The sequence below is a fragment of the Bifidobacterium sp. ESL0790 genome, assembly GCF_029395435.1.
GTDB lineage: Bacteria > Actinomycetota > Actinomycetes > Actinomycetales > Bifidobacteriaceae > Bifidobacterium.
The window spans coordinates 1,309,954-1,327,165 of sequence record NZ_CP113915.1 but is presented as its reverse complement, the minus strand read 5'-3'; the positions used below and the strand labels follow the sequence as shown (position 1 = coordinate 1,327,165).

General features: G+C 61.1%; 12 protein-coding genes and 1 riboswitch. Of the genes, 11 read left to right on the top strand and 1 reads right to left on the bottom strand.

The annotated features are described in order from the left end of the window. Nucleotides 1-184 precede the first annotated feature (184 nt). Nucleotides 185-296, top strand: a riboswitch (TPP riboswitch). 45 nt (nt 297-341) lie between these two features. The 7 genes from OZY47_RS04995 to argR all read left to right on the top strand — a co-directional run bounded on the left by OZY47_RS04995 (nt 342) and on the right by argR (nt 10,310). Beyond that, nucleotides 342-971: an ECF transporter S component gene (locus OZY47_RS04995; protein WP_277177258.1), complete on the top strand. Its 630-nt coding sequence runs from the start codon at nt 342-344 to the stop codon at nt 969-971. 68 nt (nt 972-1,039) lie between these two features. Continuing rightward, a complete protein-coding gene (locus OZY47_RS04990; RefSeq protein ID WP_277177257.1) occupies nt 1,040-3,844 on the top strand; it encodes an ATP-binding cassette domain-containing protein in 2,805 nt (934 codons plus the stop codon). A gap of 90 nt (nt 3,845-3,934) precedes the next feature. Then, complete coding sequence (locus OZY47_RS04985) at nt 3,935-4,912, top strand: RNA methyltransferase (protein ID WP_277177256.1); 978 nt, start codon at nt 3,935-3,937, stop codon at nt 4,910-4,912. A 188-nt stretch (nt 4,913-5,100) separates the two neighbouring features. Beyond that, a complete protein-coding gene (pheS, locus tag OZY47_RS04980; protein WP_277177255.1) occupies nt 5,101-6,168 on the top strand; it encodes a phenylalanine--tRNA ligase subunit alpha in 1,068 nt (355 codons plus the stop codon). Between the two features lie 7 nt (nt 6,169-6,175). Then, entirely contained in the window at nt 6,176-8,779 is a 2,604-nt protein-coding gene (gene pheT, locus OZY47_RS04975) for a phenylalanine--tRNA ligase subunit beta (protein ID WP_277177254.1), read from the top strand. A 23-nt stretch (nt 8,780-8,802) separates the two neighbouring features. After that, nucleotides 8,803-9,558, top strand: a complete 756-nt coding sequence (locus OZY47_RS04970; RefSeq protein ID WP_277177253.1) for a DUF4190 domain-containing protein — start codon at nt 8,803-8,805, stop codon at nt 9,556-9,558. Between the two features lie 125 nt (nt 9,559-9,683). After that, nucleotides 9,684-10,310, top strand: a complete 627-nt coding sequence (gene argR / locus OZY47_RS04965) for an arginine repressor (RefSeq protein WP_277177252.1) — start codon at nt 9,684-9,686, stop codon at nt 10,308-10,310. Nucleotides 10,311-10,636: 326 nt separating this feature from the next. Here the strand turns inward: argR and OZY47_RS04960 are convergent, their stop codons facing one another. Further along, complete coding sequence (locus OZY47_RS04960; RefSeq protein ID WP_277177250.1) at nt 10,637-11,083, bottom strand: GNAT family N-acetyltransferase; 447 nt, start codon at nt 11,081-11,083, stop codon at nt 10,637-10,639. Between the two features lie 372 nt (nt 11,084-11,455). Here OZY47_RS04960 and arcA point away from each other — a divergent pair, with 372 nt between their 5' ends. The 4 genes from arcA (at nt 11,456) to OZY47_RS04940 (ending at nt 16,534) form a co-directional block, all read left to right on the top strand. Next, nucleotides 11,456-12,715, top strand: a complete 1,260-nt coding sequence (arcA, locus tag OZY47_RS04955) for an arginine deiminase (RefSeq protein WP_277177249.1) — start codon at nt 11,456-11,458, stop codon at nt 12,713-12,715. A gap of 230 nt (nt 12,716-12,945) precedes the next feature. Beyond that, nucleotides 12,946-13,995: an ornithine carbamoyltransferase gene (gene argF, locus OZY47_RS04950; RefSeq protein ID WP_277177247.1), complete on the top strand. Its 1,050-nt coding sequence runs from the start codon at nt 12,946-12,948 to the stop codon at nt 13,993-13,995. Nucleotides 13,996-14,020: 25 nt separating this feature from the next. Further along, complete coding sequence (gene arcC, locus OZY47_RS04945; RefSeq protein ID WP_277177246.1) at nt 14,021-14,962, top strand: carbamate kinase; 942 nt, start codon at nt 14,021-14,023, stop codon at nt 14,960-14,962. 153 nt (nt 14,963-15,115) lie between these two features. Continuing rightward, a complete protein-coding gene (locus OZY47_RS04940) occupies nt 15,116-16,534 on the top strand; it encodes a basic amino acid/polyamine antiporter (RefSeq protein ID WP_277177245.1) in 1,419 nt (472 codons plus the stop codon). The last annotated feature ends 678 nt before the right edge of the window (nt 16,535-17,212 follow it).

Sequence of the window (17,212 nt, the reverse complement as noted above, 5' to 3'; positions counted from 1 at the left end):
TTGTGAGTCACCTCCGTGGCCGCTCCTTGAATCGGATTCCTGAGGCACGAGTGTGGGGTGGGGATGTCCCATGTTCGGGCGTAAGACATGGCCGAGCGGCCAAGGAGCGTCCCGAACATGGGACATCCCCACCCCACACGACCACCCTGCGTAAGACAGTTTGCCCTGGCCACGCTCTAGGATGACGAATTGACACGGGGGCTGGTCGTTAATGGCTGGCTGAGATGAGGGTTTCCTCGACCGAATGAACGTGAGTCCGGACAATGCCGGCGAACGGACGTCTCTTCCCGTGCCTTGTATGCGCGCCGAAAAGCGGTGCGCACGTACGAAAGGCACAGATCATGTCAAATTCGAATACCATAGTCAAACCCGCCAAGCCGAATCTCAAATGGCGCGTCGTCGACATCGCCGTCGCGTCTGTCATCGGCGTGGCCAGCGCGCTGATCTACTGGGTGGCCGCGCTGCTCTACGGCCCCATCGGCTCGCCGCTTGACGCTCTGGTTCCCGGCCTCGGCGGCCTGATGAATGGCTTCTGGCTCTTCGCCGGCCCGCTCGCCGCGGTCATCGTGCGCAAACCGGGCGCGGCCACGTACGCTGAGGTGGTGGCCGGTGTGCTCGAGGCTCTGCTCGGCAACCAGTGGGGCGGCGCAGAAACATTCCTCATGGCGCTGGTGCAGGGGTTGTGCGCCGAAATCGTTTTCCTCGTGGTCATGTATAGAATCTGGAACGTGGTGACGTTGACGCTTTCCGGTGCTCTCTCGGCCGTGGGCTGCTGGGGCTATACGTTCCTCACGCACTTGCAGGGCTTCCAACTCACGGGCGCGTACGGCGTCTGGAACCTCGTCGCCACGCTCATCTCCGGCGGCCTGGTGGCGGGCCTGCTGATGTGGTACCTCTATATCGCCATCGCGAGGACGGGCGCGATCGACAAGTTCGCCTCGGGCCGGCAGGTTCGCGTGTCCAACAAATAGGTGTCGCGTCGTCAAAGGAATGATGACGGACTATATTGACGGTATCGGTGGCAAGCACAAAGGGACGTATGCGTAGCAACAGGAGAATGTCTCCCGGCGATGGCGGGGACGCACGGCTGTCGGGAGGCCAGGGGGAGACCCGGACCTCACCGACGGTCGATGGCGCGGGCGATGCCGGTACGTCAACGGTTTTGCATGGCCGTCAGGGTGTAGAAAGTTCTACCGATGCAAGCGTTCGCCGTCCGGCCGAACCTGCTTCGATCCGTTTCGACGATTGGGGTTACCGCCACGCCTCACGCCGCCATTTCGCCGTGCGCGGCCTGAACCTTGAGATTCGGGCGGGGGAGCGTGTGCTGTTGCTGGGCGCCTCAGGCATTGGCAAATCCACGATTCTGGAAGGTGCCGCCGGACTGTTGGGCGAGGGAATCGCGCAGCAGGAAGCCGTTGCCGAACACAGCGAGAAAGAGAGCGAATCGCCCGAGACCATCGCCGTCGAGGATTCCGAGGGCGGTGTCACCGAAGGGCGGATTCTCATCGATGGCGTGCCGTCGGCAAACGCCCGTGGTCGCGTGGGACTGGTGCTGCAGGACCCGGACGCGCAGACGATTTTCGAGCGTCTCGGCGACAACGTGGCCTTCGGCCCGGAGAACATGGGCGTGCCGCGGCCTCAAATTTGGCAACAAGTGCGCGAAAGCCTTGCGGCAGTTGGGCTTGATGGCTTGCAATTGCACCGTTCCACCATGCACCTGAGCGGCGGACAGATGCAGCGGTTGGCGCTCGCCGGCGCGCTCGCGATGAGACCAGGCGCTTTGCTGCTGGACGAGCCGACCGCGAACCTCGACCCTGATGGGGTGGCGCAGGTGGTCGACGCGGTTCGCCACGTCCTCGATGATACGAAATCGACGATGCTCTTGGTTGAGCACCGCGCCGGCCCCTGGATCGACATGGTAGACCGTGTGATCGTGCTCGGCCTCGAGTCTCGTGACCAGCAGTGCGCTCGCGTCACCCAAGTCGGCGCGGACTCCGAAATCGACCACAGTGGATTCCGGCGCACCATCGTGGTCGCCGACGGCACGCCCGATGAGGTCTTTGGCGACAAAGCCTTGGATTTCGCGGCACTCGGCATCTGGGTGCCCGGCAAATACCGCCGCTCCGAAGACGAGATCCGTCGCGTCCACACCGATGACGAGCCCGCAAGCGGCCCGGCCATCGGCGACGCCAAGGCGTTGCTGACCACCCATGACCTGTCGATCGGACGTGCGGGCAAGGCCATCGCCAGTCACATCGACATCTCCTTCGCCGCCGGCCAGATCACGGCGCTCGTCGGTCGCAACGGCGTTGGCAAATCCACGTTGTCACTGACGTTGGCGGGGCTCTTGGAACCGGTATCAGGGAGCGTTGAGGCGTCCCCTGAGCTGGCCCGGGGTGCCGATGGAGCCTCGCCAATCACTTGGAAATCAAGGGATTTGGCGGCCCGTATCTCCTACGTGTTCCAGAATCCTGAGCACCAATTCGTCCGTGGCACCGTGCTCGAGGAGGTCATGCTGGGGCTGTTGCGCACCGGCAGCGACGAGGATGGGGCGAAAGCGAAAGCCCGTGCCCTGCTGCGCCGCTTCAGCCTCTCGCAGTACGCTTCGGTCAATCCTTACACGCTTTCCGGCGGCGAGAAGCGCCGCTTGACGGTGGCGGCAGCGCTGGCTTCGGCCCCCCGCGTGATCATCCTCGATGAGCCCACCTTTGGCCAAGATCGCCGTACTTGGATGCAGATCGTCGGTCTCATCCACTCGTTGCGCGGCGATGGTGTGAGCGTCATCGTCGTCACCCATGACCGCGACCTGGTCACGGCTTTGGGCGCGCGCGTTATCGAATTGGAAGCTGAGTCCGAGAATGCCGTAGCCTCTGAAGGCAGTGCCGACGTCGATATCGACGCCAACGCCAATACCAGTATCGATTCAACCAAATCCGGTGACAGCGGCTCCGAAAACCGCGAATCTTTTACCCAAAGCCAGACATCTGCGTCAACTTCAAGCAGCCCCATTCCGGTATCCTCGAGCGAAACCACCATCATCGTCAGCCCGGTCAACGAGCGTGACGAGCAGCCAAGGCCATCGAGCCGCTCGCCGTTCCTGGCCTCCCTCAACCCCTCGTTCCGCCTTATCGGCGGATTTGTCGCCGCCCTGCCGCTGATTCTGAGCCTCGATTGGGTCTCCGCCAGCGTCGCGTTGGCGCTTGAAGTCGTCATCCTCGCCTTCATTGGCTTCTCGCCATGGCGTGTCGTCAAATCGACCTGGCCCGTCTTCATCGGCGCCCCGTGGTCGGCCCTCGCCGTGCTGCTCTACGGCAAGCAGGGCGGCAGAATCTGGTGGCATTGGGCGATGATCACCGTCACCGACCGCTCCGCCACGCTCGCGCTGGCCACCGGCATCCGCATCCTGGCGATCGGTATCCCAGCCATCATCGCCGTGCTCGGTGTGGAGACCACCGACCTGGCCGACTCCTTCAGCCAGATTCTCCACCTGCCCGACCGTTTCGTCTACGGCGGCCTCGCGGGCATGCGCCTCTTCTCCGTGCTGCGAGACGACTGGGCCGCGCTCACCGCCTCCCGCCGCTCGCGTGGCCTCGGCGACGAGAACAAGGTCAAAGCCTTCTTCCCGCAGGCTTTCGCGCTGCTGGTCCTCTCCATCCGCCGCTCCACCATGCTCGCCACCGCGATGGAGGCCCGTGGCTTCGGCGCCGACACCCCCCGCACCCACGCCCGCGTGAGTCGCGTGAATCCGCGCGATTGGGCCTTCGTCATCGTCTGCGCCCTTATCCCCACGCTCGCCCTGATCGCCGCCGCCTTCACCGGTCATTTCGTCTTCTTCGGCGGCTGAGCCCGGCAAGTCACGTGGTTCGGTTTCAGAGCCGGACTTGTTTGCCCTGCAACCGGCCAGTTGCCTCAGCGGTCGCGTAAGCTATGGGTTATGCCTTTCAACCAGCACATCATCGACAATCCGAAATCCGAGCGCGTGCGCCGCGTGGCCGAGCTCGAGAAGACCAAGGCCCGCAAGAAGTCCGGACGCTTCATCGTCGAAGGGCCGCAATCGGTGCGTGAGCTCGTACGGTGGATGCCCAACGTGGTTGAGGATTGCTATGTGCAGTTGGGGGAGCGCCAAGGCGGTCTGATTTCGGAGGTTGTGGACGCCATCGCCCGCGAGGCCGACGACCAGGGCCTCTATATCCACCAGGTCACCGAACCGGTGATGCATCATATGAGCACGGATTCGCAGGGCATCGTCGCGGTCGCCGATCTGGACGCCATGCGTGGACGGATGGCCAACGCCTTCAACAACGGCAATGGCAACGGTAATGGCGATGGCGATAACGACCAGGGCTCCACAAACGGCACCATCGCGGCGTTCTGGCAGATACGCGACCCGGGCAACGCGGGCACGGTCATCCGCTCGGCCGATGCCGCCGGCTGCAAGGCCGTCATCTTCGTCGACGAATGCGTCGACCGTTTCAACCCGAAGGTCATCCGATCCACGGCAGGCTCGCTCTTCCATCTGCCCGTGGTGACGATGGGCACCGACGAGTTCTTCGCTTGGGCGCAGGTCCAGAGTCTCGGGGTGATGGCCGCCGACGTCTATGGCACGCCTGAGGTCAGACCGGAATCGTTGATCGATGTGATCGCGCGATCCAGCGGCTCGCAAGAAAACGACACCAGCATGGCTGGCGGCCGAAAGAACGATGTGTCTGATGCCGGTCCCAAGGATTCCTCGCGCGTGATCATTTTCGGCAACGAGGCCCGTGGCCTGCCCGAGGACGTGTTGCGGCGCGTGCAGTGCATCGTCTCCATACCCCTCTATGGCAAGGCGGAATCGCTCAACCTGGCCACCAGCACCTCGGTGATGCTCTTCTCCCTGGCGATGGCCGACCACGCCCGCGCAAACGGCAGATAAATAGGCAAAACACACTCGCGTTTCGACCTCGCCGAATCGCGGAATCCCGCCTTCTCCAACGCCTGTTATGTCGAGTCATATTGGGAGAATGAAAAGGTTGCAAACGCTTGGATTCCGCGTGTTTCACGAGGCTGGTGCAAGGTGTTTGAAAAGTTGTGAATCAAGGAAAATTGAAGGAAAGGGTACTCGTGGCACAGAGTGCGGTATTCGATGCCGGAGCGGTGACCGACGCGGTCGCCGAGGGCATCGCGAAAATCAAAGAGGCCTCCACGATGGAGGAGCTCAAAGCCATCAGAACGCAGTACGCCGGAGCGGATTCAGCGATGACGCAGGCGAGCCGGGCCATTGGCGGGCTGCCGAAGGATGAGAAGAAGGGCGCGGGCCAGCTCATGGGCAAGCTCCGCGCCGATTTCGGCCGCGCCTTCGGATTGAAGGAGAAAGAGGTCGAAGCCGAGGAGGAGGCCCGCAAGCTGGCCAGCGAGACCGTCGATATGACCCTCCCCGTCAACCGCAAGCCGCTCGGCGCACGCCACCCGCTCGCCAAGGTCATGGAGGACGTCGAGGACCTCTTCGTCTCCATGGGCTGGCAGATTTCCACGGGTCCCGAGGTGGAGACCGAATGGTACGACTTCGACGCCCTGAACTTCGGGCCCGACCATCCCGCCCGCCAGATGCAGGACACGTTCTACGTCAAAGGCAACCAGGCCAAGGACGCCGCCGGATTCGTCGGCTCCAACATGGTGCTGCGCACCCAGACCTCGTCCGACCAGGTGCGCGCGCTGCTCAACCGTGGCGTGCCGCTTTACATCGCCTCTCCCGGCCGTGTGTTCCGCACCGACGAGCTCGACGCCACCCACACCCCGGTCTTCCACCAGTGCGAGGCGCTGGCCGTCGACAAGGGCCTGACGATGGGCGACCTCAAGGGCGTGCTCGACAAGCTCGCCGTCGCGATGTTCGGCCCCGAGGCCAAGAGCCGCCTGCGCCCGAGCTACTTCCCGTTCACCGAGCCCAGCGCCGAGCTCGACCTCTGGTTCCCCGACAAGAAGGGCGGTCCCGGTTGGATCGAATGGGGCGGCTGCGGCATGGTCAACCCGAACGTGCTGAAGTCCGCGGGCCTCGATCCCGAGGTCTACACCGGCTTCGCGTTCGGCGTGGGCATGGAGCGCACGCTGCTGCTGCGCCATGATATCAACGACATGCATGACCTGGTCGAAGGCGACGTGCGTTTCAGCAAACAGTTTGTGATGGGGGAGTGAACCAACTATGCCAATGGTAGATATTGACTGGCTCAAGGAGCATGTCGAGGTTCCGGCCGGTCTGACGTATGAGCAGCTTGCCAAGGATCTGGTTCACGTCGGCCTCGAGGAGGAGGAGATTCACGCCTCGCAGGTCACCGGTCCGATCGTGGTCGGCTATGTGGTCGATTGCACGCCCGAGCCGCAGAAGAACGGCAAGATCATCAACTGGTGCCATGTCGACGTCGGCGACAAGTACAACGACACCGATGAGAACGGCAACAAGGTGCCGCGCGGCATCATCTGCGGCGCGCCCAACATGGCCGCCGACGAGAAAGTCGTCGTCACCATCCCCGGGGCCGTGCTGCCCGGCGATTTCAAGATCGAGCCGCGCAAGACCTACGGCCACATCTCCAACGGCATGTGCGCCTCGGAGCGTGAGCTGGGCCTCGGCGACAACTACGACGGCATCATCCTGCTCAACCACTACGGCCTCGACAAGGACGTGGTCGACAACCTCAAGCCCGGCGACGACCTGATGCACCTGCTGCATCTCGACCAGCCGCTGCTCGAGATCAACATCACCCCCGACCGTGGCTACACGCTGTCCTACCGCGGTGTGGCGCGCGAATACCACCATTCCACCGGCGCCACCTACACCGATCCGGTCGACGCGCTCAATGCCGAGACCCCGCAGGCGAAGCCCAGCGGCGAAGGCGACATCGCCGTCGAGATCGAGGACGACAACCCGATCCACGGCGTGCCCGGCTGCGACCGCTATTACGCCCGTATCGTGCGCGACTTCGATCCCTCGGCCCGCACCCCCAACTGGATGCGCCGCCGCCTGGTCCGCGCCGGCATGCGCTCGATCTCGCTGGCCGTCGACGTCACCAACTACGTGATGATGGATCTGGGCCAGCCGATGCACGCCTACGACCTCGACAAGATCGAGGGCCCCATCGTCGTGCGCCGCGCCAAGCCGGGCGAGACCCTGACCACGCTGGATGGCAAGAAGCACGAGCTGAGCGTCGAGGACCTGCTTATCACCGACTCACCCGAAGGCAGGCGCAGCTCGCGCATCCTTGGCCTGGCCGGCGTGATGGGCGGCCTCTATGGCGAGGTGACCGCCGACACCAAGAACATCCTCCTGGAGTCCGCGCACTTCGACCAGGTGACCATTGCCCGTTCGGCCCGCCGCCACAAGACGCCGTCCGAGGCGTCCAAGCGCTACGAGCGTGGTGTCGACTACGAGCTGCAGCCCGCCGCCGCCCAGATGGCCGCCGACCTGATGGCCAAGTACGGCCACGGCAAGCCCTCCGACACACCTGTCGACGTCGACAATACCCAGCCGCGCGAGGCCATCGATTTCAAGCTCACCGAGACCAAGCGCCTCACCGGGCTCGACACCTCCGACGATCGCATCCGCGAGATCCTCACCGACATCGGCTGCGAGGTCACCGACGGCAAGTCCGCGGGCCACGTCAGCGTGGTGCCGCCCACCTGGAGGCCCGACCTCAACGAGCCGTGCGATCTGGTCGAGGAGATCGCGCGTCTGGTCGGCTACGACGAGATTCCGATCACCATGCCCCCCGCCCCGGTCGATGGGGAAGTGGGGCTGACGCAAGACCAGATCCACCAGCGCCAGGTCGCCGACGAGCTGGCCGAATACGGCTTGGTGGAGACTTTGAGCTACCCGTTCGTGGGTGAGGCCGACTTCAAGGCGTTCGAGTACGATCCGGACGAGATCGAGCCGGTGAGCGTCGAGGTCGCCAACCCGCTGGCGGGTGATCGCCCCTACCTGCGCCGCACCGTGCTGCCCACGCTCGCGCAGACCGTGCAGCGCAACCTGCGCCGCGGTCTTGAGAACATCTCGCTCTACGAGCTTGGCCACGTCTATCTCTGGGACCCGAACGCCCCGGCCATCCCGGCCCTGCCTGGCGGCAAGAAGCCGACCGACGAGCAGCTGAAGGCGCTTGACGCCGGCCTGCCCGACCAGCCGCTGCACGTCGCCGCCATTCTGACAGGCTCGGCCCTTGAGCCCAGCTGGATGGGCGAGGGCCGTGACGTCGATTGGAGCGACGCCGTCGAGGCGATGCGCCGCGTCACCGACAGGCTTGGCGCCAAGGTCTCCCTTGAACAGCCCAAGCCCGAAGACATGCCCGCGCAGTGGCATCCGGGCCGCGCCGCCAAGGTCATGGCCGGAGGCAAGTGCGTCGGCATGGTCGGCGAGCTGCACCCGCACGTCAACGCCGCGCTCGGCTTCCCCGAGCATTCCGCCGCCTTCGAGCTCAACCTGACGGACCTCTTCGCCACGCTCGACGGCAAGCCCGTGCAGGCCAAGCCGATCGCCACCTTCCCGCCGGTCAAGCAGGATCTGGCCTTCACCGTTGACGAGTCGGTCACCGCCGCGCAACTGCAGCAGGTGATCGAGGAGGCCGCCGGTGACAATCTTGAGTCGATCAGCCTCTTCGACGTCTTCTCGGGCGACCAGCTCGGCGAGCACAAGAAGTCGCTGGCCTACGCGGTCACGTTCCGCTCTGCGAAGAAGACGCTGACCGGTGACGACACGGAAGCCATCCGCAAGGCTATTGTCGATAAGGCGGCCGCGTTGGGCGCGCAGCTGCGAGCCTGAAACGCAAGATATAAGGAAGCACCATGAGCGAACCGCAAGACCAATATCCGGCAACCAATCCCGCCAACCAGCCGGGGCAGCCAATCGTCCCCGACCCACAGGCCGCCCCCAACGGAGCCGGCGACGGCGTTGGCTATGGTGAGGTCTCCGCGGTTCGCCCGCAATCCCAGCAGTTGCAGCCCCAGCAGTCCCAGCAGCCGGAATACGGGCAGATGAAGCTCCCCGAATACGGCGCCTTGGCCAGCCAGTTCCCACCGGACTATGATCCGTACGTCTACGGCAGGCCGGACGACGACAAGTCCAAATCAAACGGCAACGGCAATGGCGGGCAGCCGCGTCACCGGCAGGGGAGCCGCGCCGCGAACGGCAACGGCAATGATAACGGTTGGCCCTTCCCCTATACCGGCAACAACAACCAGCCGCAGAACGGCAACCCGTCCGACGGCCATACTCCCGACATGCACAACGGCGTCGATTTCAACGATCCGAACCAGAACCCGCTGCTCGGCCGCTGGGACTCGATATCGATTCTCTCGTTCGTCTTCTCGTTCCTAATCCCCGTCGTCTCGCTGATCTTCGGCGGCATCGGGATCTGGCGCACGCGCAGGTTCCACATGAAAGGCATCGGTTTCGCCATCGCCGGCCTCATCCTGAGCGTGCTGAGCATCGCGGCCGAGATATGGCTGCTCACACACGGCCTCAACCTGGATCAGCTCTCGCAGCAGATGCTCAACCAGACCATGGGCGGCTCCGCGGGTGACGGCTCCGCCAACGCCTGAAGTCCCGGCTTCGCAGAGCGGTCGCGGCCTCTGGGCTGATAACAAGCTGCGTGTAATATTCTTTATCGAACGACAGAGGTGAGTCATATCGACTGCTCTGGTTGACAAGTGTGGGAAAGGCCAACATGGTGGACCAAATACGAGATGACGGGCGTGAAGGCGACGCGGACAAGGGGAGTGCGCGAAACGTGCGTGCCACGGGTTCATCGCCGAGCGGCAAGACCGTCGGCGCCAACGCCCACGATTACCTGCACCGGCCGCCGACCAGGGCGGCGCGCCTTGTGGCGATCGAGGAGATTCTCACCCATCATGTCGTCGAATCGCAGTCCATGCTCTCCAAAATGCTCCTGGACAAGGGGTTCAAGGTAACCCAGGCCACGCTGAGCCGTGATCTGGACGAGCTGAGCGCCGTCAAGGTCCGTCTACGCAACGGCCGCATGGCCTACAAGGTCGGGCGCATGCAGGACCAGGACGGTGTGGAGGCCGAGAAGATCGAGCACCAGCTTTCCCGTGGTTTCTCCACACTCATCGTCTCCGTGGCCTGCGCCGGCAACATCGTCGTGGTCCACACGGTCGATGGCGCGGCGCAATACCTGGCCACCGTGATGGACAAGCAGGAGATCGAGAGCGTTTTGGGCACGTTGGCCGGAGACGACACGCTGCTGCTGATCTGCGCCAGCGACGAGGCGGCCGTGCACCGCTCGAAATGGCTGCTCGACATCGCCTCCAAGGAGCCACGGCAGCGCAAATAGACTCTCCGGAGCCGGTTTCGGGCCTCACAAACGAATAGGGTCTGATCTCGTGATGATGAAAACGAGATCAGACCCTATAATTATTTGTGAAGGTTATGTGAAAACCTTATAAATTAATCCGATATGTGTGTTTTATACACGCTATGAACATACCCCGGCCGAGTAGGTTGTGGACCTGTTCGTGAATTGTATATCTGAAAAATCAGTAATTTTCGTCACACGGGGGAGGCGTTGTCCCTACTGCCTTTTGGGCATCGCCCTAAATGTGATGAAAACGACAAAATCGATGGTTCAATTGTATACAATACGGGGGCTTTATCTCAAAACTAGTCCATGACCATATCGAGATGTGGAATGTTGTCCTCGAGGTAGACGTCCGAGACCGGCTTGAAGCCGAAGGACTCGTAGAACTTCTGCAGGTAGCTCTGCGCCTGGATCTTGATGGACTCGCCGGGCCGGTTGGCACGGATCCAGTCGATCGTCGCCTGCACGACCTGTCTGGCATAGCCGTTGTGGCGGTGCTGCATGGGCACCAGCACGCGTCCGAAGCTGATGTGCTCTCCGTCGTCATGGGGCACGATGCGAGTGTAGCCAACGAGTTCGCCGTCCAGACGCAGCATGACGTGGATCGCCTCGTCGTCCTTCTCGTCGACTTCCTGGTAGTAGCAGGTCTGTTCCACGACAAAGACCTTCACGCGCTCACGCATGATGTCGACCACTTCCTTGGGCCCCAGCTCCGCCGTCGAGCGCACATCCAATGTTGTATCTGCCATGTCTAACTCTCCTTTCGTGATAAGCCCTTCGATTATAGTTTTCCTTCGTGTAACGGTTGTGTAACACCGGTATTTTTGGGCGTAGATTGTATACAATCAGGGTCTAAATTTGTAAAACATAGCGACTTTTCAAAATCGTCGATTTCGCGTTTTCGGGGGTATTCAGAGCCTGATTTGACGCTAGGAAACTTGAGTACCGGCTGTTGCCGGATTTGATGATTTGTGCTGTTTTTGACCTGTTTTACGTCGCGACAAGCCGCAAAACGGCGGAGTTTCAGGCATTTCACGTCAATGGTTGACGAGGGTGGGTCAAGTCGGTATATTTCGAATGGTCCAAGCAATAAATGAAATCAGTTAAGGAGGATTGATTTTATGACTGGTAGACAGGATTCTGTCCCCGATTATGGATACGAAACCCCGATTCACGACAATTCCGAGATTGGCAAGCTGAAGGCCGTCATTCTCAAGCGCCCGGGGCGCGAAGTCGAGAATCTGACGCCCGACACGATGCCGCGTCTGCTTTTCGACGATATTCCGTATCTGCCGATCGCGCAGAAGGAGCATGACTTCTTCGCCCAGACCCTTCGCGACACGGGCACCGAGGTTCTCTACCTCGACGACCTGGCCGCCGATGCGCTGCGTGACGAGTCCGTCCGCACCGAGTTCATCGACCGCATGGTCAAGGAGTCCGGCTTCGATCGGGGTATGACCTATGAGGCGCTCAAGGAGTACCTCGGCAGCATGGATCCCGCCACGATGGTCACCACTGTGATGCAGGGCGTTCGCAAGACCGATCTCGATCTGAACTTCGCCGACCTGCGTCTGCTTTCCGAGGATGCGGACTATCCCTTCCTCATGGACCCGATGCCGAACCTGTACTTCACCCGCGACCCCGCGGCGTCCATCGGCAACGGCCTGTCGATCAACCACATGACCTTCCCGGCCCGCCAGCGCGAGTCGATGTTCATGGAGTACATCATCAAGCACAACCCGCGCTTCGCCAACAAGGGCCTGCACGTGTGGCGCGACCGCAACCACAGCACCCGCATCGAGGGTGGCGACGAGCTCGTGCTGAGCGACCACGTGATGGCCATCGGCATCTCCCAGCGCACCTCCGCGGACGCACTGGAGGACATCGCCCGCAACCTGTTCAAGGAATCCAACTTCGACACCGTCATCGGCCTGAAGATTCCTCACAACCACGCGATGATGCATCTCGACACCGTCTTCACGATGATCAACTACAACCAGTTCACCGTGCACCCGGAGATCCTCGACGGCGGCAAGATCGACATGTGGATCCTGCACCCCGGCAAGGATGGCGAGATCACCAGCGAGCACCGCACCGACCTGGTGGAGGTCCTCAAGCAGGTCCTCAACCAGACCGAGCTCGACCTGATCCCGACCGGCAACGCCGATCCGGTCATCGCTCCTCGCGAGCAGTGGAACGACGGTTCCAACACCCTGGCGATCGCGCCTGGCGAGGTCGTCACCTATGACCGCAACTACGTCTCCAACGAGGCGCTGCGCAAGCATGGCATCAAGGTCCACGAGGTCATTTCCAGCGAGCTCTCCCGTGGTCGCGGCGGCCCGCGCTGCATGTCCATGCCGATCGTCCGCGAAGACCTCTAAGTCCTAGCGAGCCGAAGGTCAGGGGAATACTCGCATAGCCGTGAGAACCATTTTCCCTGGCCCTTATGGGGAGTCGCCGGACCCGATGATGAACAGTCCGGCACTCCCGGCTATGTGAGTTTTTAGACATTATTCAGCTAAATGTTGTATAATGATTGTGCTTTATGCTGTCAAAAACGACGGTGTCAAGAGCGCAATTTGCAGTAGTTATCTAACAAAGGTAGTAATTTATGGTACAAGAGTTTCTTGGTAAGGAAGAGAACGTTTTCCAAGGACGTAGCATTCTCGCTGAGACATCGATGACCCCCGCCGAAATGGAGTATCTCATCGATTTCGGCCTGCATCTCAAGTATCTGCGCAAGCACAACATCCCTCATCGTTACCTTGAGGGCAAGAACATCGCGCTCCTCTTCGAGAAGGGCTCCACCAGGACCCGTTCCTCGTTCGTGACCAGCGCGGTCGAGCTGGGCGCCCACCCCGACTACATGGGTGTCAACGACATCCACCTCGGCAACAAGGAGAGCGTGGAGGACACCGCGCGCATCCTCGGCTCCATGTTCGATGGCATCGAGTTCCGTGGCTTCAAGCAGTCCACGGTCGAGGGCCTCGCGAAGTTCTCGGGCGTCCCGGTCTGGAACGGCCTCACCGATGAGTGGCATCCCACCCAGACCATCCCGGATCTGATGACCGTCAAGGAGAACTTCGGCCATCTCAAGGGCCTGACCCTCACCTACATGGGTGACGGCCGCAACAACGTGGCGAACTCCCTGCTCGTGGCCTGCTCCATGGTGGGCATGAACGTCCACATCGTCACCCCGAAGGAGCTCAACCCCTCGGAGAAGCACGTGGCCATCGCCAAGAAGAACGCCGAGGTCAGCGGCTCCGAGATCCTCATCACCGATGACATCGACAAGGGTGTCAAGGGCTCCAACGTCATCTACACCGACGTGTGGGTCTCCATGGGCGAGAAGAACTGGGAAGAGCGCGTCAACCTGCTCAAGCCCTATCAGGTCAACATGGAGCTGATGAAGAAGACCGGCACCCCGGACGATCAGCTCATCTTCCTGCACTGCCTGCCCGCCTTCCACGACACCAACACCACCTATGGCGAGGATGTCTACGAGAAGTACGGCATCAAGGAGATGGAAGTCACCGACGAGGTGTTCCGCAGCGATTACTGCCGCGCCTTCGAAGAGGGCGAGAACCGTAAGCACGGCATCAAGGCCATCATGGCCGCCACCCTCGGCAACCTCTTCATCCCCTCGGTCGCGCTGCACTGAGCCTGAGTGAGGAGTTAAGAGAATAATGTCGAAAAGAATTGTCGTAGCACTAGGCGGCAACGCGATCGTGACCAAGGACGGCTCCGCCGCCTCGCAGATGGCCTCGATTCGCAAGACCGCTGAGGTCCTGGCGCAGTTCATCAAGGCTGGCGATCAGCTGGTGATCACCCACGGCAACGGCCCGCAGGTCGGCAATCTGCTGCTGCAGATGACCAACGGCCAGGCCGAGGGCAATCCACCGATGCCTCTGGACACCGCTGGCGCGATGACCCAGGGCAGCATCGGCTACTGGCTGCAGAAGAGCCTCGACGACGTGTTCGCCGAGGACGGCATCGACAAGAAGGCCGTCACGATCGTCACCCAGACGATCGTCTCCGGCGACGATCCCGCCTTCGAAGCGCCCAGCAAGCCGATCGGCCCGTTCTACTCCAAGGAGCAGGCGGCCGATGAGAAGGCGAATCATCCCGACTACACGTTCGTCGAGGACGCGGGCCGTGGATATCGCCGGGTCGTGCCTTCGCCGCGCCCGATCGAGATCAAGGAGGCCCCGGTGGCCTCGCTGCTGCTCAACAACGGTATGGTCCCGATCGCCTCCGGTGGCGGCGGCATCCCCGTCGTCCAGAACGCCAAGGGCCAGCTCAATGGTGTTGAAGCCGTCATCGACAAGGACTTCAGCGCCGCCAAGCTCGCCGAGAATGTGAAGGCCGATGAGCTGATCATTCTCACGGCGGTCGACAACGCCTGCATCAACTTCGGCAAGCCCGACCAGAAGAAGCTCGAGGGCACCACGGTTGATGAGATGAACGGCTACATCAAGGATGGCCAGTTCGCCGCGGGAAGCATGCTTCCCAAGGTTCAGGCCGCCTGCTCGTTCGTCGAGCGCACCGGTGGCAAGTCCATCATCACCTCGCTGGAGAATGTCTCCAGCCTCATCGCCGGCGAATCCGGCACGGTGATTACCAAGTAATTCCACTGGATAAGTGACGAAAGGGAGCGCGGCATAACTGTTTATGTTGTGTTTGTGCTCCCTTTTTCTTTGCCCATTTGTGGGGCATATTCGAATTTTTGCGGCTGAAATATCAAGTATGGCCGCGTAAAAAAGAGAAATGAAGGAAAAACAATGGCAACTGAAAAGAAAGGTATCGGCAAAGGCGAACTCGTCGCGCTGATCGTCAGTTCCTCGATTGGAACCGGCGCCTTCGGCATCATGAGCGATCTGGCCGGCGCCTCCGCACCTGGCCCCATGCTTCTCGCATGGCTCTTCGTCGGCATCGGCATCTTCGCCCTGGTCATGTCCCTCAACAACTTGGGCGCCAAGCGTCCCGAGCTCGACGCGGGCATCTTCAGCTATCCTGGCGAGCAGTTCGGCCCCATGGGCGAGTTCGTCTCCGGCTGGCTTTACTGGCTCTCCGCCTGGCTGGGCAACATCGCCTTCGCCACCATGCTCATGAGCTCGTTCGGCACGTTCTTCCCCATGTTCAAGGGCGGCCAGAACATCGCCTCGATCCTCGTGGCGATCGTCTTCGTGTGGCTGCTGACCATGCTGGTCAACAACGGCGTTGAGAGCGCGACGTTCATCAACACCATCGTCACCGTCTGCAAGCTCATCCCGATCTTCATCTTCGCGGTCTTCATGGTCATCAGCTTCAAGGCCGGCGTCTTCACCGCCGACTTCTGGGGCAATGTGGCCAGCAACTTCCCGGGCAACCAGCACGTCTCCATCTTCAACCAGATGAAGGGCTCCGTCATCGTGATGCTCTGGGTCTTCGTCGGCATCGAGGGCGCCTCCGTGCTCGGCAACCGCGCCAAGAAGAAGTCCGACGCCCGCAAGGCCACGACCATCGCTTTGGTCGCCCTGCTCGCCATCTACGTGCTCATCTCCCTGCTGCCGTTCGGCGTCTTCAGCCAGGCCAAGCTCGCCTCGATGGGCCAGCCTGCCATGGGCGAGATTCTCAAGGCCGTCGTCGGCCCCTGGGGATCCATCCTCATCAACGTCGGTCTGATCATCTCCACCTTGGGCTCCTGGCTCTCCTGGACGATGCTGCCAGCCGAGACCACGATGCTCATGGCCCGCGACAAGACCCTGCCGCAGTACTGGGGCAAACTCAACAAGAAGGGCGCTCCCACCACCTCGCTGATCATCACCGGCGTGCTGCAGACCGTCTTCCTCTTCTCCCTGCTCTTCACGGAGTACGCCTACAAGTTCGCCTATAGCCTCTCGACCGCCGCGATTCTGATCTCGTGGTTCCTGGTCGGCTCCTATCAGGTGCAGTACAGCTACAAGCGCAAGGAATGGGGCCAGTTCGTCATTGGCCTCATCGCCGCGGGCTTCCAGCTGCTGGCCATGGTGCTCTCCGGCTGGCGCCAGATGCTCATGGTCTCCATCCTCGTGGTGCCCGGCTTCATCTTCTACTACCTCTCCGGCAAGGAAAACGATCGTCCGCTCACCCGCAACGAGAAGCTGGTCATCGCGGCCTTCGTGCTGATCGCCATCGTCGCCATCGTGCTCATCTGCACCGGCGTCGTCGCGATCGGCTGATAGCCGCTCCATATTGTTCGGTCGCCGGCCGGGAGTCATGCTCGGCCGGTGATTGGACGCTCCTTTGATTATTGCGTTCATTGGGCAAGGCACATTCTTCTTCATGTGCCTTGCCGTTTTTTATATTCAGACGTTGTATCTAGGCAGCGCATTTCTGATGCTTAGGGATATTGGACATCTTGGATGTCTCTGGAACCCTTGGTACCCCGGATATTTCGAGGCATAGGCCACTTCGTGGTGTTTTAGGATTCATATTGTTGTCAGGTGTTGAAATCTGTCTCCTCATGGTCATGATTGCTGGTAATAGCAGAATGGCTGTTTTTCTACGGTTTTCTCAACATTCAGTGCATCGGTTTTCGGTATTCGCGCTCATTTCTGAATCGTTTCGGAGAGATTAAATAACCTCCGACTTTTCCTCGTAAAAAAAGCAGTATGAAACAGCCACTCTTGTAAGGCCGAACTTTAATCATAAACACCACGTTCTGGCTTATAATTCGGTATTTCGTAAGCATATCTTCATGGTTCTTGGTCCCATTTTTGGGATTCTGTCTGTGTATGACAACAACAATTCCATTTCCTTATTGTTATGGGCAGGGGAGTGGCGATTGAAGTCCGAAGAACGGTTTTGTGTGTCGTGCGATACCTTGCCGCGAGTAGGATTTGCCATGGAGAGCCATA

What these genes read in the sequence shown, in the direction of transcription:
- OZY47_RS04995 (WP_277177258.1), top strand. Translation starts at nt 342, where the DNA reads ATGTCAAATTCGAATACCATAGTCAAACCCGCCAAGCCGAATCTCAAA.
- OZY47_RS04990 (WP_277177257.1), top strand. Translation starts at nt 1,040, where the DNA reads ATGCGTAGCAACAGGAGAATGTCTCCCGGCGATGGCGGGGACGCACGG.
- OZY47_RS04985 (WP_277177256.1), top strand. Translation starts at nt 3,935, where the DNA reads ATGCCTTTCAACCAGCACATCATCGACAATCCGAAATCCGAGCGCGTG.
- pheT (WP_277177254.1), top strand. Translation starts at nt 6,176, where the DNA reads ATGCCAATGGTAGATATTGACTGGCTCAAGGAGCATGTCGAGGTTCCG.
- OZY47_RS04970 (WP_277177253.1), top strand. Translation starts at nt 8,803, where the DNA reads ATGAGCGAACCGCAAGACCAATATCCGGCAACCAATCCCGCCAACCAG.
- argR (WP_277177252.1), top strand. Translation starts at nt 9,684, where the DNA reads ATGGTGGACCAAATACGAGATGACGGGCGTGAAGGCGACGCGGACAAG.
- OZY47_RS04960 (WP_277177250.1), bottom strand. Translation starts at nt 11,083, where the DNA reads ATGGCAGATACAACATTGGATGTGCGCTCGACGGCGGAGCTGGGGCCC.
- arcA (WP_277177249.1), top strand. Translation starts at nt 11,456, where the DNA reads ATGACTGGTAGACAGGATTCTGTCCCCGATTATGGATACGAAACCCCG.
- argF (WP_277177247.1), top strand. Translation starts at nt 12,946, where the DNA reads ATGGTACAAGAGTTTCTTGGTAAGGAAGAGAACGTTTTCCAAGGACGT.
- arcC (WP_277177246.1), top strand. Translation starts at nt 14,021, where the DNA reads ATGTCGAAAAGAATTGTCGTAGCACTAGGCGGCAACGCGATCGTGACC.
- OZY47_RS04940 (WP_277177245.1), top strand. Translation starts at nt 15,116, where the DNA reads ATGGCAACTGAAAAGAAAGGTATCGGCAAAGGCGAACTCGTCGCGCTG.